14 protein-coding genes are annotated in these 14,800 nt (G+C 43.0%); 4 read left to right on the forward strand and 10 right to left on the reverse strand.

What is annotated here, in order from left to right; translation table 11 throughout:
* Positions 1-414: 414 nt before the first annotated feature.
* Positions 415-1,482, reverse strand: coding sequence for a class I SAM-dependent methyltransferase (locus BLV90_RS15490; protein WP_091742994.1), 1,068 nt, complete (start codon positions 1,480-1,482; stop codon positions 415-417).
* 156 nt (positions 1,483-1,638) lie between these two features.
* A complete protein-coding gene (locus tag BLV90_RS15495) occupies positions 1,639-2,811 on the reverse strand; it encodes a peptidase MA family metallohydrolase (RefSeq protein ID WP_091742996.1) in 1,173 nt (390 codons plus the stop codon).
* Positions 2,812-3,439: 628 nt separating this feature from the next.
* Between BLV90_RS15495 and BLV90_RS15500 the strand changes: the two genes are divergently transcribed.
* Positions 3,440-4,651 carry a glycosyltransferase gene (locus BLV90_RS15500; RefSeq protein WP_091742997.1) on the forward strand — a complete coding sequence of 404 codons (1,212 nt, stop codon included), beginning with the start codon at positions 3,440-3,442 and terminating at the stop codon, positions 4,649-4,651.
* Positions 4,652-4,702: 51 nt separating this feature from the next.
* Positions 4,703-5,707 carry a glycosyltransferase family 4 protein gene (locus BLV90_RS15505; RefSeq protein ID WP_091742998.1) on the forward strand — a complete coding sequence of 335 codons (1,005 nt, stop codon included), beginning with the start codon at positions 4,703-4,705 and terminating at the stop codon, positions 5,705-5,707.
* 73 nt (positions 5,708-5,780) lie between these two features.
* Here BLV90_RS15505 and guaA read toward each other — a convergent pair whose 3' ends face one another.
* Both guaA and BLV90_RS15515 read right to left on the reverse strand, forming a co-directional pair.
* Positions 5,781-7,316, reverse strand: a complete 1,536-nt coding sequence (guaA, locus tag BLV90_RS15510) for a glutamine-hydrolyzing GMP synthase (protein ID WP_091742999.1) — start codon at positions 7,314-7,316, stop codon at positions 5,781-5,783.
* 250 nt (positions 7,317-7,566) lie between these two features.
* Positions 7,567-7,839 (reverse strand): YciI family protein, encoded by a 273-nt coding sequence (locus BLV90_RS15515; RefSeq protein WP_091743000.1) that lies wholly within the window; start codon positions 7,837-7,839, stop codon positions 7,567-7,569.
* Positions 7,840-8,044: 205 nt separating this feature from the next.
* On the opposite strand from BLV90_RS15515, the gene BLV90_RS15520 reads away from it, so the two are divergent.
* Positions 8,045-8,902: a cation diffusion facilitator family transporter gene (locus BLV90_RS15520; protein ID WP_091743001.1), complete on the forward strand. Its 858-nt coding sequence runs from the start codon at positions 8,045-8,047 to the stop codon at positions 8,900-8,902.
* Between the two features lie 90 nt (positions 8,903-8,992).
* On the opposite strand, the gene BLV90_RS15525 is transcribed toward BLV90_RS15520, so the two are convergent.
* The 6 genes from BLV90_RS15525 to BLV90_RS16595 form a co-directional block, all read right to left on the reverse strand.
* Positions 8,993-9,199 (reverse strand): CDGSH iron-sulfur domain-containing protein, encoded by a 207-nt coding sequence (locus tag BLV90_RS15525; RefSeq protein ID WP_091743002.1) that lies wholly within the window; start codon positions 9,197-9,199, stop codon positions 8,993-8,995.
* Positions 9,200-9,282: 83 nt separating this feature from the next.
* Positions 9,283-10,104 carry a YihY/virulence factor BrkB family protein gene (locus BLV90_RS15530; RefSeq protein ID WP_177168119.1) on the reverse strand — a complete coding sequence of 274 codons (822 nt, stop codon included), beginning with the start codon at positions 10,102-10,104 and terminating at the stop codon, positions 9,283-9,285.
* Positions 10,105-10,486: 382 nt separating this feature from the next.
* Positions 10,487-11,122, reverse strand: a complete 636-nt coding sequence (locus tag BLV90_RS15535) for a nitroreductase family protein (RefSeq protein ID WP_091743004.1) — start codon at positions 11,120-11,122, stop codon at positions 10,487-10,489.
* 220 nt (positions 11,123-11,342) lie between these two features.
* Positions 11,343-11,834 carry a phage terminase small subunit P27 family gene (locus tag BLV90_RS15540; protein ID WP_091743005.1) on the reverse strand — a complete coding sequence of 164 codons (492 nt, stop codon included), beginning with the start codon at positions 11,832-11,834 and terminating at the stop codon, positions 11,343-11,345.
* A gap of 70 nt (positions 11,835-11,904) precedes the next feature.
* The gene (locus BLV90_RS15545; RefSeq protein ID WP_091743006.1) at positions 11,905-13,671 is read right to left on the reverse strand and encodes an FG-GAP-like repeat-containing protein; all 1,767 of its coding nucleotides are present in this window, start codon (positions 13,669-13,671) and stop codon (positions 11,905-11,907) included.
* Positions 13,672-13,951: 280 nt separating this feature from the next.
* Positions 13,952-14,104: an HNH endonuclease gene (locus tag BLV90_RS16595; RefSeq protein ID WP_143035082.1), complete on the reverse strand. Its 153-nt coding sequence runs from the start codon at positions 14,102-14,104 to the stop codon at positions 13,952-13,954.
* A gap of 96 nt (positions 14,105-14,200) precedes the next feature.
* On the opposite strand from BLV90_RS16595, the gene BLV90_RS15550 reads away from it, so the two are divergent.
* Complete coding sequence (locus BLV90_RS15550; protein ID WP_091743008.1) at positions 14,201-14,527, forward strand: hypothetical protein; 327 nt, start codon at positions 14,201-14,203, stop codon at positions 14,525-14,527.
* Positions 14,528-14,800 lie beyond the last annotated feature (273 nt).

Here is a 14,800-nt window from a genome sequence, read left to right on the forward strand (position 1 = left end):
ATCAAACTCTCCGTTAAAAAAGTTTGTGACTCATGAATTGAACAGGTCATTCATTCGCTCTTCAGTTTTCAAGGAACGCTTTGTTTTCCGGCCTTCCAGCCGATGCCGCTCTCTTACGGCGACAAGATCTATCTTATCATCTTCCTTAGATCCTGTCAACAATTCTTTTTTGTAAGCAACTTCTCAGCTTCCATGCCGCAAAGGCTCACTTTTTTGCCATGTCCTCGCAGCGACAAATAATAATTTAGCACGGATCTTGCTCTGGGTCAAGCACTATTATTTAAATTACTTTTCCCTGGGGTTAATGATCCTATTCCCTTGTATAACTCTCATAAACATAGTTCCATGATTCATATCTATATTGACTGGTTAGTTGCAAGAAAATTGAAAGATGAAGTGTAGAACCAGAAGCCCTTACCGTGGACGGGCAATAATTCCATTGTGCACCTTGATAAACCCATGACGAAGGATTTCAAAGCCATTTTCATAAACGTACAAGCCCATCTGCTCAATGTTCATCAATTCGCGATACATGTAATTCATCACATCAGCCATCACATTATAGTAGAAACGGGTTCTCCATTGATTGCGAGGCGTGGTGAGAATCGCATAGCCACCCGGCTTTAGAAACTTGCGATGCCATTCCATTACCTCATCTTTAATCTCATCAGGAAAGTGCTCCAGCAATCCTACACTAATGACGATATCAAATTCCTTTCCAAAGGAAAGGTTCCGGATGTCCTCCACAAGATAACGGATTTCCATTTGGTCTTTATACCAAACCTTTGCGCTTCCTGTAGTGGGATTAATACCTAGGAAGGGATAGGTCTCAGGGAAGTCGCCATGCCGGTCTGTCTTACAAAATTCATCGTAATCCACAAGGACAACTTCGCCTCCCGGATACATCGCAGAGAGTTGCATCGCCTCATAGCCTTCTGCGGCACCTAAGAAAAGAATTCGTGGCTTATGAACCTCAAGCCCTTGAAAAAGAGCGCGTTTCCCTCTGGGATCCCAGACCCCGTCTTCGATCCGCTGTACATAATTCCATAGTGAGAGGCGTAGGGTCTCACCTAACCCTGCCTTCACTTCCTTCCAATTAAAACGGAGAAGGTGATGACCGAGGGCAGATCGATTCTCCCGAAGCTCCTTTGGTACATCCTTCACAAACCATTCATGGAACGAACGATTGAAATGCTCCCAGGAATGATGGACAGACATTGTTTTCTGATGTTTGGCCTCCCAATCAGTCCTTACCCCTGCCATATTCTCCACACGATGGGGACGCCCAACATCTTTCCAAGTAAGAAGAGACCAATCCTTGACTTGATTCGCATTAATAAAACCATCTAAATCGACGGGATCCGGATTACGTAGGTCCATCCGGAAATCAGGCAAAAGCTCCGTCATCCCAATATGTTCTTCCGTATACGGGCGTGCATTCAGAGGATTTAACCTTTCGGGGGATGGCATCTCCATAGACATTCGATCTCCCTTCTGGCATTAAATCGAATTCTTAAATCATTGTACTATATTCTGTTTATTCCAACAAAATCTCCTGCTCTTGATTCCCCATAAAAAATCCCCTCCTAGTTATACAGTAAGAAACTGTCTACTCAAAGGGGATAAATGCTGGCTTGCCTATGCTTTTTTTAATGACTCCAACCAACGTTGTTCCAAATCGGACAGAGAAGATTGATAAACCTTTTCCAAAGCTTCACGTGTTCGTTTATTAATTAAAGGAAGCTTCTGCGCACTATCCTGGTCTACCGCTGGGTGCAATTTTAATACACTAAACAGGCGTTTCATTTTTGCAAAACCCTCTTCTTCAATTAGAAAGCGATAAAATTGATAGCATTGCGCATAGTAAGCTGCTGCCTCCTTAGAAGGTAACCGTTCCAAATTGAATTTCTCTAATTGAGACATTCTCCAATAGGGCTTAAAATGATGGACTTCCTTTTCACTACGGATCCCCGGAATCAAATGGGATTGAAAGTATTCTGCTGCCCCCTCCTGAAGCCAGTAAGCCGCATTATCCCCAGATAGTTCGCTCACCATCTGATGGGTTACTTCATGCACAATACTGGAGGAGAAAAGCTTTGAATCAGACGCCGTAGCTGTTCCAATCAGCTTCACAGCTTGACCTAGTTCATGCCAACCGCCTGCCCAGCTAGGCAAAGAAAGCTTTACCGATTGACGAAATATCTCAGGACGATGATACAGTTTTACCTCCAACCTATCATGCGGTCGCCAACCAAAAAGCCTGCCCAACACTCTCACTCCACGATCTGCTGCCTCCAGAGAGATATGAGCTTTTTCGCTAAGATCAGGGTCAGAATACTGAACAAGAATAGATCCCCTTCTCAAGTTGTAAAAGGGAAGGTCCGCTTCTTTCCAGCCCTTTTCTGTTTCCTGAAAGATAACAGGGAACTTTACTGAGGATACCTTGCCATGGTGGGAATATTTTTGTTCCAACAACACCCGTACACGATGGACTTTATCAGGAATAAGGGATACCACTTTTAGTTGATAGGTCCCTGGGTCTACCCAGCGAATGGCATCATCATACCAACGCTTTTGCTCTTGAAGATAGGTTCTCATTTTCGGATGGATAACCTCTAAAAATACCTGTCGGTTACGTTTATTTACTGCCAATGCCTTCTGCGCCACCAAACGGTTCACTTCTTTTTCAACTAGGGACACATCATCCGCATAGGCTATTTTCGGCAAGCCAAACATAAATCCGAGAACTACAGTTGCTATCGCTCCCATCATCCATAATCGATAGTTAAGATGCCAAGTCGTTCGGAACAAAAATATCCCCCCTTACAGAAATGAAACCAATACGTTAGTTTCATTCCAGCAGGGCTTCCTTTATACATCGCATGGAAAAAGAATGGGATCATCTTATCTTTACAGGATTTCAAGGAGGTATAGGCTTCGTCCAAGCACTTCTCTATCATCCTCCATATAATAGAGTAGTGTTATAGAGAAGGAGGTGACTCCTTTGTCCGACAACTGGTGCTTTCCACGTCATAAAAAATGCTGTTGCTGTCCACGTCATAAATGTTTTTGTTGCTGCCCACGTCATAAATGTTTTTGTTGCTGCCCACGTCATAGATGCTGCTGCCCATCCCGAGATAAGATATGGTAAACCGCTAAAGTAAAGCAGATCAACATCCCATCATAATGTGATGCACCCTGCAAACGCAGGTATCACTTTGTGATGCTGTTGGCAATTCCTCAACTTATTAATCAAGCTGATGTCTAGCCCTTAGATATCAGCTTTTTTATTAAAGTCAGAATCCGGGTTTAAAGTTGATTCCATCTACCCAATCCTATAGAGACACCCTTTCATAAGCTGAAAGGAACCGAATCGAAAAACCAGTTTAGGCAGACCAAACAAAACAGAAAAATATAATGTGGCAAAGGAGTTATTTCAATGAGAGATGTAGGAATCGTTATGCCTATTTACAACCAAATACCTTCTTATTTGCAAAGAGCCCTAAAATCAGTACTTGAACAAATATATCCTCATTTCCAGCTTGTCATTGTAATCGATGGTGCAAACAATAAAACCATCAGAGTTGCTAAAAGAGTTGCAAATAAAGATCCCCGTGTTCATTGGATAGTCAATAAAAAAAACCAAGGGATAACGAAAGCACTTAATTCAGGGTTTAAGTGGTTAATGAAAGATCCGCACATTCGTTATTTAACATGGGTATCTAGTGATAATTTTTATTACAAAAAATTCATTTCCACACTTCGCCGTAATTTGATACAGAGTCCTCCTCAAATAGGCTTAGTATACAGTGGATTTCGACATATAAAATCAAATGGTAAACCAGCTCCCGAGTTTAATTCATCTGGCCTTTTTAAATATCAAGATCGAAATAAAGAGCAGCTGTTGATTGATTGCTTTATAGGACCTTCTTTTATGTACAAAAAAACTGCTGCATCCAAAATTGCTGGGTATCGAAGGAATCTAGAGCCTGTGGAAGACTACGATTATTGGCTCCGTTTAACTGAACACGCAGATATTAAATATGTAGCTCAGTATTTAATGGATTACCGAGTAAACTCCAGTCATAGTATTTCTAAACGAATAAAAGACTCCCCTAGTGAATATCAGCGTTGGCTAAATCGCTTTCATCAATGCAAATTTGAAGCGCGATTTCGTCGAAGATTAAAGCCAGAAACTACTATTATTTTTTCAACTTTGCAATCTAATAAAGCTTTATTAACCTATAAAAGTCTATTGGATCAGTGGTATGAGGATTACCGTATGTTAGTATTAGATCATACTCCAAACCATATTACTTCTAAACATTGCCGCAAAACAGAAAACAGACGTGTTAGATTTTTACCTTGTTATGGTAAAAACAATAAAAGAACGATCCGAAAACTTTTGCCGAAAATAAAGACTAAATTTGTGTTTATTTACAACTCACCGGGACCGGTCCTTCATTCAAAATACCTTTTCAATCTTACTCATTTTTTGAATAACAGACCATCATCAATCAATGCAACGAGTCCAAATAAGGATGAACTTTCTTTTGTTCATGAAAACAAAAATAAGTTAATCGTTGCTCGCAGACTTGTTAGTAATCACTTATACAGAACAAGTACATTGAAAAGGATACACAAAATTTAGAATATATATGATTTAACGAAATATATCCTTAAACCAAGAAGGGATCATACAATGAAAGTAGTTATTCCTACTGTGGGGTTACCTTTAGATGGAGGTACGATGAATCTAATTAATATCGCCTTAGCACTAATTGCAAAAAAACATCAGGTAGAGATATTGGTAGGAAAAGAACCCATCCGCTATCCATTACATGGCTGTAAAATTACCCGTATTCCTTCCCTACAAAAGCAATTCATCCCCAAAGGAGATATTATTCTCACCAATTACTATAAGACCTTTAAACCTTGTTTCGAGGCTTGGCCACAACAATGTGTACGCCTTTGCCAAGGTTTTGAGCCTGATTGGGTAAAAGACCGCTCATTTGCAATATGGACCTACAAACAAAATGTTCCTGTGATCAGTATCTCTAACTATTTAGATAACAAGGTTTTTCAGATATCAGGACGAAGAGGGATCGTATTACCTCTGGGGATCGATCATAAAATCTTCCATCCAAGATCGATGATTAAAAAACAAAGAATTGTAAAGAGGATTATGTACCTTGCTCGAGCTCCAGAAAGTTACCCTGTAAAAGGATGGAATGACTTTATGAGAGCCGCTCAGTTATTTAAACGTTTTTATCCAGGGAAGTTCATCATTGATGTTATCTGTCCAGAACGTCCTCTTCCATTAAAAAATGTCCCATATCGTCTTCTAGGTCCTCAAAAACCTCGACAAATGGCTAACTTATATCGTAATGTAGATCTATTTGTTTCGAGTTCAATCACTGAAGGATTCGGTTTGCCTATCCTGGAAGCCATGGCCTGTGGAACACCTGTTGTAACAACTAATTCCGGGGGTGTTATGCAATTTTGTCGCCCTGGAGTGAATGCCATAGTTACAAAACCGGGTAACCGGCGTTCCCTCGCTATAGGAATGTTACGCCTATTTAACAACCCTTTATTTTCACAAAAAATAGCAAAAGAAGGATTACGAACCGCCTCTGATTATACACTAAATAAATATAGGGGAAAAATAGTTAAATTATTAGAGGAAATCGCTACGAAAAGGCGTTAAAAAAAGGAAACATAGAAATACCCCATGTAATCAGGGGGTATTTCTATGTTCCTTGAAAAATGCACGAAAGTCCTTACTCCCACTCAATCGTTGAGGGGGGCTTAGAGGTAATATCGTAGACCACTCGGTTGACTCCATCGACTTCATTAACGATCCGAGTTGATATTTTCTCTAATACATCATAGGGAATGCGTGCCCAGTCGGCAGTCATTCCATCAATAGAAGTTACTGCACGTATACCAACAGTATAGGCATAGGTACGAATATCCCCCATGACGCCAACACTTTTGAAATCGGGCAGAGCGGTAAAGTATTGCCATACTTCACCTTCTAGATTCGCCTTTGCAATCTCTGCACGAAGGATAGCATCGGACTCACGAACGATCATTAGCTTCTCTTCTGTTACTTCACCAATTACGCGAATACCCAAACCTGGGCCAGGGAAGGGTTGCCGCCATACAATTTCTTTAGGGAGACCTAATTCCTCGCCTACTCTGCGCACTTCGTCTTTGAACAATGTATTGAGGGGTTCGACCAGATCCATTTCCATTTCTTCTGGCAACCCACCTACATTATGATGAGATTTAATCGTCTGTGCGGTATCCGTCCCTGATTCGATAATATCCGTATAAAGAGTTCCCTGACCAAGGAATTGGTGTTTCCCAAGCTCTTTGACTTCCTGCTCAAAAACACGGATAAATTCATTCCCTATAATCTTCCGCTTTTGTTCAGGATCGGTCACACCCTCTAGTTTGGAAAGAAACCGTTCCTGGGCGTCTACTTTGATGAAATTCATGTGGAAGTGTTCGCTAAAGGTACGAACAACACTATCCGCTTCGCCTTTTCGCAATAGGCCATGATCCACAAACATACAGGTGAGTTGATCCCCAATTGCCCGATGAATTAGCGCCGCTACAACAGAAGAGTCCACACCACCAGATAAAGCGCAGAGTACCCGTTTATTGCCGACTTTTTCCCGGAGCTCGGCGATCGTGTCATCAATGAAGGTTTCCATGCTCCAATTTCCTACACATTTACATACATCATAAAGAAAGCGGCGAATCATTTCGGTTCCATTCTCCGTATGTTGCACCTCTGGGTGGAACTGAACAGCATACACCTTACGAACTGGATCACTCATTGCAGCTACTGGAGCAGATAAAGTACGGCCATCAACGGAGAAGCCCTCTGGTGGAGCCACAACAACATCGCTATGGCTCATCCAAACCAGTTGTTCCCTAGACATTCCTCTGTACAACAAGGAATCAGACACCAATTCAACTTCTGCTTTTCCGTACTCCCGTTTCCCTGCCCGCTCTACTTCCGCACCAAAATGGGCAGAAATCATTTGCATACCGTAGCATATGCCGAAGATTGGAATGCCTAAATTGAAGATCTCAGGATCACATGTCGGAGATTGCGAACTATAAACGCTATTGGGGCCACCAGAAAATACAATCCCCTTTGGGGCCATCGCCTTTAGCTCCTCCGCAGTTACGCTTGGAGAGATCAACTCACTAAAAACCCCTAAATCACGGATACGCCGAGCAATGAGCTGATTATATTGCCCCCCAAAATCCAATACGACAACACGGTCCAACTTTTCCATCAACAGTCCCACCCTTTATCCTGAAAATAAACGATTTAATTAAAAGACCGGCGTCCTGTACCGCTCCTCACAAGCGATACAGGACGCCGGTCTTATGTAAATATACCGATGACCTACAAGCTCGTAGTTCAGCTATTTACGATATAGCCGTATAGAAACGTTCAGGCCCTATTCCGGAAGATTAGTCCTTTTGAAAAATCACGCTTTCATCATACCAAGCGGTGAAAATGGGGTCAAGTTGCGAATAATACTACTGAACTGCTCCAGGAGTCATCGCCCATTCTTTTATGTCCAACTTACGAGCACCCTTTTTAATAAAAGGATCTGCTGTAGCATAACCTTTTGCTTCATCTAGGGTTTCCGCTTGATAGATGACCATTCCTCCACTACCATCCTGAAACCTTCCATAGGCAAAAATATGCCCATCTTTATTCATCTGTTCAAGGTAAGCTAGATGCTCGCCTCGAAACTGTGCACTCTTCTCCTCGTCTAACATCGATAAAAAGGCCACATACGTTTTCATAACAAGACATTCCTCCTCGAATTCGACACGTTACTTACTTAACTATTATACCTAGTATAATCAAAAACACACACCGTTGAACAAGTGCAAGTATTTGTCATCGACCCATCGAACCTTCCTAATCCCAAGACTCTTGTTATAGACCCACACGCCCTTTATCGTTTACCATATGTATGACCTTACAAATACGGAGAGGACGAATCGGATGAAAAGCCAAGCAGAAATTGGAGTGTGGCTCAGCATCCTTGCTTATATTCTCCTAAGCACCGTTAAAGTTTGTCTAGGAATGTCTACAAACTCCCAAGCACTCACCGCAGATGGCCTGAACAATACCACGGATGTAATCACCTCGATCGGTGTTCTTATCGGATTACGCATTGCCCAAAAACCCCGCGATGACGACCACCCCTATGGACACTCACGTGCCGAGACTGTCTCCGCCCTAATTTCTTCCATCATTATGGCCGTGATTGGCCTACAGGTATTGGCAGAAGCTACGCAATCAGCAATTTACGGAGTCCGTGGAACTCCTCAATCATTCGCAGGCCTTATCGCTATGTTATCCTCTGCTTTCATACTGTTGGTTTATATATTTAATTCCCAGCTCGCCAAAAAAACAAAGAGCCAAGCGCTTCATGCAGTTGCCAAGGATAATCTTTCTGACGCCCTTGTCAGTCTAGGTGCCGCCCTCGGAATCTATGGGGCTCGCATGGGTTTTCCTTGGTTAGATCCTCTTGCAGCTAGCGTCGTTGGACTCATTATTCTTAAAACCGCATGGGGAATCTTTTCTGAAATGTCCTATCATTTAACGGATGGATTCGAAGAAAAAAAACTAGAAGCCTATCGATTAACCATGGAGAAGATGAATGGCGTACAGACCGTTGTCGATTTAAAAGGGCGCATGCAAGGAGACGAAGTGATCGTGGATGCGGTCATTGAAGTGGATGCCAAACTGAGTGTTCAGGAAAGCCACTGTATCACGGATCAATTAGAGCAGGAGATGAAGCGAGTACATCAGGTAAGTACGACCCACATTCATGTTGAACCTGATTCCAACTCCTAGTAAGGGATTCAGCAGAATCACAAAAAGAGTACGATGCGCATCCCAGCACCACACTCTTTTTGCAAATGCACTCTGTTTTTTCATCAGAAGTTAGAGTACTTTTTTAGCTCGTGCACAATCCTCAAATTGATCCTTATGGCCTCCATCACAAAAGGGCTTTTTTTGTGAGAGGCCACAACGACATAAGGCAAACTGTTGCCTCGTTTCAAAAACATTACCATCAGCGTCAGTCAGTTCCACATTTCCTTTAACAATCAGTGGTCCATGATCCATAGTCTGCACTTTCACGTCAGCCATGTTATCGCCTCCTGAAAAATTGCGAATACAACAATGTATTCACTTTTCTTTTAGAAATCAAACCATGTCACCTACCTGCTACCTTAACGAACCGAACGAATTCGACTTTCATACAGGATCGCATTTAATTGTCCACCCATGATTAAGATCATCGCAGATAAGTAAAACCATACGATCAAAATAATGATCCCACCCAAATTACCATAGATGAGCGAGTAGTTACCTAGGTTCACATAGTAAGAAAAGCCCAGGGAAATCAGTTGCCAACCTATTGTTGCAAAAAATGCCCCGGGAGCCGCTTCCGATGGCTGAAGACTAACATTTGGAGCAAAAAAATAAAGACAGAAAAAGACTAGAAAGAGAACCGTACCCGATAATACCCAACGAAATAGATTCCACAAGGAACCCGACCATTCGGATAAACCCAATTCAGGAAAAAAGAATCCGCGAAGTAATTCCCCAAATACAGGTAGCAACAATGTGACAATCACCGCTACTAATAAACCTAGCATCAAAAATGCACCTTCTACCACTCGGTACATAAAGGTGCGATTCTCCACTGTAGCAAAAGACCTATTCAGTATGCGAATGATGGATTGAATCCCCATGTAGGTTAACCAAATGGTCGCCACAATGCTAAAAGAAAGCAGATTACTCTGCTCTATGCCGATAATGCTGTTCAGTGTACTCTCAATTAACTGATGGGTGTGCGCAGGTGCATAAGGCTTAATAAAATCGAGAATATTCTCCGTCGATATCGGCAAAAAACCTAATAACGTAATGATGACCAGTAAAAAGGGGAACACCGACAAAAGAAAATAATAGGCCAGTTGCGCCGCGAGATCGAACACTCCCTCCCGATAAAAGCGAAGGCCCATCTCTTTTAAAACATCCCATAATCCCATCATTCTGCTCCTTTAAGACTCATGGACAACGTGTACAGGATACATATGATTCTCCCTCCGTTTTCATGTCCTCATACTCCTGAGAAGAAATTCAAAGAGATTGGTATGTTTCTATAGACATATTCCTGATTAATAATGAACTGAATAACTATAGCTATACGTATGAATCGGAAGCATTCAATACAAAAGGGCGCTATCTATATATAAAAGATAGCGCCCTTTTGTTGATGGATCAGAGTCTCATACTAATGATCTTCTTATTTCTTATCAAGTTGGAAAGTTCCCATGTATCTAAGATATCAGCGCAGAAATTTCGCGCCATTCTTCTAAGTAAGGAGATCCCATTTGGTTTTCCCAAAAGGACTTTTTCCTCAGTTTGAGATTAAAATGATTCTTTGATCACCATTTGTTCTACAGGGAAGCGTCCTGTACCATGTGTTGGAGCGGCAGATTTACCTACAGCAATCAACATGACCGGAATATATCGTTCAGGAACCTTATATTCTTCAACAAATTTTCCTGGATCAAACCCACCCATTGCAACGGTATCATATCCTTTAGCTTTGGCTGCAAGCATCAGTTGCATTGCAACAAGGGATCCGTTGCGAATGGCTTCATCCCGTCCAAACTGAGGGTTACTTGCATAGGCACCATTAATTTGAGCAAGCATACCTTCTTTGACATCCTCAGACATAAACCCTTTGGCAACAGCATCGGAATAGATCTCTTCAGCATTTAAGTTCGCTTCTTGATCACCAAGTATTGCGATCATTGCAGAGCTATCCACAACTTGTTGTTGATTAAAGGCAATCGGCAACAACTTCTCTTTATTTTCTTGTTCTTGAATCACAAGGAACTTCCAGTGTTGCAGATTCCATGAAGAAGGGGCGAGAGTGGCACTTTCCAAGATATCTCGTAGATCTTCCTCTGGAATGGTAATACCTGGTTGGTATTTCCGTACCGAATGGCGTTCCTTGATAACGTTAAAGAAGTCTTGTGCACTTGTTGTAACGGTCATCGTTATCCCCCTCAAATGAGCATCGAAATGATTTTTATGATAGTACCATTCCCCTTATATGGAACGCACCATTCCTCCGAACAGATGCTCTCGATATTATCCTGCGGAATACTGTAATTATATATGATACAGTTGTGGATATCAAGGGCCCTGATTCGATTTTTTATATTTCTATTTTACCTGTTTTATACCCAACAAATCATATTGGGCACCGCATCCATTAGTCAAACAGCTCCCCAAACGGATCCACCTCTTTTTTCTTTTGCGGCATGGCAAGACGAGCTCGAGAGCTGGGAGTTAAGCCGAACTCCACCGCGAGCGACTTCATTTGCTCGTGGAGCTGCTTCTTTTTGGTGAGGAGGGGGTGAGGGAATCGATTCGTTTCGGCTGAGTTGTTGGTGTACTCCACCATAAGGCCCTCTTCTTCAATTAATTTGGTGCAACCCATGTAATAATCGGCATAAGCGTCACAATAAGCTGCAAGCTCATTGACGTCCACATTCGTTATGAGATTCAGCTTTTTAAGCTCCTCAGCCAGCCGCTTAAACTCTTTCTTACCGACCTTCCCAAGCCAAGGGGGTGGCCGGATGTGATCCGTACCCGGAAACAGTGCTTCCTCTGCTTCCTGACGGGCTTGGATCTCCTTTTTAGTGAGGCGCGACCCACTCCCTTCGACAATATGGAGTCCGATTGGTTTAGCTTTTCTGCCCATATGCCCCTCCTATCGTTATTAAGGTAATTAAAGGTGGAACAGAGGAGAGTACCACTCCAAGGTGAAAGACCTACTCCTCCTGAAAAGGGATGACGGTAATCGTAAAGGTTCCGGTGCTGGAGTTACCGCTCATATCCGTTGCCACACAGGTAACAATGGTTGTTCCTATTGGAAAAAAGGAGCCTGAGGGTGGATTGCAGATGGCCGTGATGGCACTGGCCGTTATTTCACCCGGGCAATTATCCGTCACAATGGGATCCGGGTAGTTGACGATGGTGCCAATGTTGTTATCCGCTTCGACTTCGATATCGTTGAGTCCAGAGATGACCGGAGGTTCCGTATCAATGACGGTGACGGTAAATGTAGCAGTAGCCGAGTTGCCATTAGAGTCTATAGCCGTAAAGGTAACAAGTGTCGACCCTAAGGGGAAAAACGAACCGGAAGCAGGAAAGAAAGAGGTAGTGATGGTTCCGGGGCAGTTATCTGTCACGGTAGGTTCAGAAAAATTGACGGTGGCACCACAGTCAATAGTCGTTGCGGTTTCGATATCGCTCAGTCCAGAAATGACTGGGGGTTCGGTATCATTAACGGTTACGGTATAGGGGGGACAGGTTTCGATATTAGTAGGGTCTACATTGCTGGTAGCGGTACTCGTGACTAATGTGGGGCTCCCAACAGCGACTGTGGCTGGGGAGCTGACTGTAGACACGTTGGGCAATTGTGGAGTAGGAAAGGGTACAGTGGCCTCACAGGTACCTGGATCATTTTCAAGGATCAGGTCTGTGCAGGTAAGTGGATTGACACAGCTATCCAATAACACCGACACCGTATCATCGCCATTATTAGGAACCGCCAAATCAGGGGTTCCATCCCCATTAAAATCAGCACTAGTAATTCCCCGTGGCGCATCTCCCACAGCAAATGTGGTCTGGGGTCCAAAGGAACCCGTTCCTGTGCCCAATAAGACACTTACAGTATCAGCGTCTGCATTAGTAACAGCCAAATCAGGGATACCATCCCCATTAATATCAGCGCTAGTAATCCCAAATGGCGCATCTCCCACAGCAAATGTGGTTTGGGGTCCAAAGGAACCCGTTCCTGTGCCTAATAAGACACTTACAGTATCACTGTTGAAATTAGCCACAGCTAAATCAAGGAACCCATCCCCATTAAAATCAGCGCTAATAATTCCCCGTGGAAAATCTCCCACAGCAAATGTGGTCTGGGGTCCAAAGGAACCCGTTCCTGTGCCTAATAAGACACTTACAGTATCACTGGTTTGATTAGTAACAGCCAAATCAGGGATCCCATCGCCATTAAAGTCAGCGCTAGTAACCTCAAGTGGATCCTCTCCTACAGCAAATGTGGTTAGGGTTCCAAAGGAACCCGTTCCTGTGCCGAATAAGACACTTACAGTATCACTGGTTTGAGTAGCAAAAGCTAGATCAATGAACCCATCGCCATTAAAATCAGCGCTAGTAATTCCCCGTGGCGCATCTCCCGTAGCAAATGTGGTCTGGGGTCCAAAGGAACCCGTTCCTGTGCCTAATAAGACACTTACAGTATCAGCGTTTACATTAGTAACAGCCAAATCAGGGATCCCATCGCCATTAAAATCAGCGCTAGTAATCCCAAATGGAAAGTCTCCCACAGCAAATGTGGTTTGGGGTCCAAAGGAACCCGTTCCTGTGCCTAATAAGACACTTACAGTATCAGCGTTTGTATTAGCAACCGCCAAATCAGGGATCCCATCACCATTAAAATCAGCGTTAGTAATGTCCCGTGGCGCATCTCCCACAGCAAATGTGGTTTGCGTACTAAATGCTGGACAAACCATTTCCCTACCTCCAATCGGGGTTCACTCATATGATAGGTAAGATTTCGTCGTTACCTACCTTATGCCTACGCGTTCAATAGGTGAAAGTGATCACCCGATATCGCACTGTAAAGATGCGAGGGATCCGCTTCTGTTTTACCGAGAAATTATTTATTTACTAAGAACAAGATAGAAGGATTGTCACCCCCTTTATGAGATAAAACGAATTTTAAGAGCATAAGATTGCCGGTCTATTGGCCGTCCCTCCCAGAGATTCGATCCCCCTCCCCCTTGACCAAGCTCATCCCCATCGCCCATCCTCTATTGCTGTTTTCCGATCATGGCACCTCTTGCACAGGCTCTGCCAGTTATCCTTATCCCAGAACAGGTCAGCTAATAAAAGGAGAGGATTTTTTCTCTGAAAATGGTAAGGAAATATCCTAGTCCCCAACATTTGATGGAGGAAAGTGAGCGATAATGGTTAGATGGAGCAGCTCGATATGTAGGTCAAGTATTTCGTATAAATTTGGATGGTAAGTGGACAATCTTCTTGGACGATCCGGATTATGCATACTATGGTCGCCCTATGGTGCATTTTCAGGTGCCTATGCCAAGCAAACCAGCCCCTGCAATTCCCCTGGATGCCCGGAGTTATCGCAGGAACGCTATTGTGAAGAGCATACTAAGCAAGAGTCACAACGATATGAACGAAGTCGAGGATCAGCTTCACAACGAGGATATGGATCACGGTGGAGAAAGGCCAGGCACTTATCTCAAGCGTAGCTCTTTGTGTGTGGAGTGTGAGAAGGATGGGCAATTAACTTCGGCAACAGTGGTGGATCATGTGGGGCGGTCAGTGGGGCGCTTTATTATTTGAGTTGTTTCGCATATGTTCCTCACAACAGGTTTCAAATTTTACTCCTTGCATGGTGCGCACTGTAAATGGTATCTTTGCACTTGTCGGTTTTTATCCCTTTATTTTATTGTTGTACTCCAACTTAATTGGGGCCTTACCAAGGCCTTCTTTTTTTATAAAAGGTATATATATCCTTTTGTGGTATATAACGAATGAAATTACTGGAATACCATTTATTACAGATTGAAAACTATGCCATAATCAATTAAATTTATTTTAGATAGAGAAGGAGGA

Source organism: Marininema mesophilum, assembly GCF_900106775.1.
Classification (GTDB): domain Bacteria; phylum Bacillota; class Bacilli; order Thermoactinomycetales; family DSM-45169; genus Marininema; species Marininema mesophilum.